1 protein-coding gene is annotated in these 262 nt (G+C 60.7%); it reads right to left on the bottom strand.

Annotation, left to right across the window (positions count from 1 at the left end; all coding sequences use genetic code 11):
* On the bottom strand, positions 1–262 hold a 262-nt coding region (locus B0W55_RS29490; protein ID WP_139341022.1), incomplete at both ends, for a VCBS domain-containing protein.

Genomic DNA, 262 nt, shown 5'->3' with positions numbered 1-262 from the left:
CAGTGCGGTGGCATCCGGGTTGCTGCCGTCGCTGAGGTTTTTCTCGTAAACCGTGAGCTCGCCGCCCTCGACGTTCAGGCCATTGATGGTTACGCCATCGTCGTTGTTGTGGATGTTCAGCACCAGGTTGGCGGTGCTGGTATCGCCGTCGGCATCGGTGATGGTGTAGGCAAAGGTTTCGGTGCCGTTGCCGCCGCCGTGCAGGGCTTTGAAGTCGGCATCGCTGGTGTTGAGGGTGTAGGTGTAGGTGCCGTTGGCGTTC

Origin of the sequence: Pseudomonas sp. KK4 (assembly GCF_001984065.1) — a bacterium.
GTDB lineage: Bacteria > Pseudomonadota > Gammaproteobacteria > Pseudomonadales > Pseudomonadaceae > Aquipseudomonas.
The sequence above is the reverse complement of the archived record's forward strand: the minus strand, read 5'-3'. Positions and strand labels throughout refer to the sequence as shown.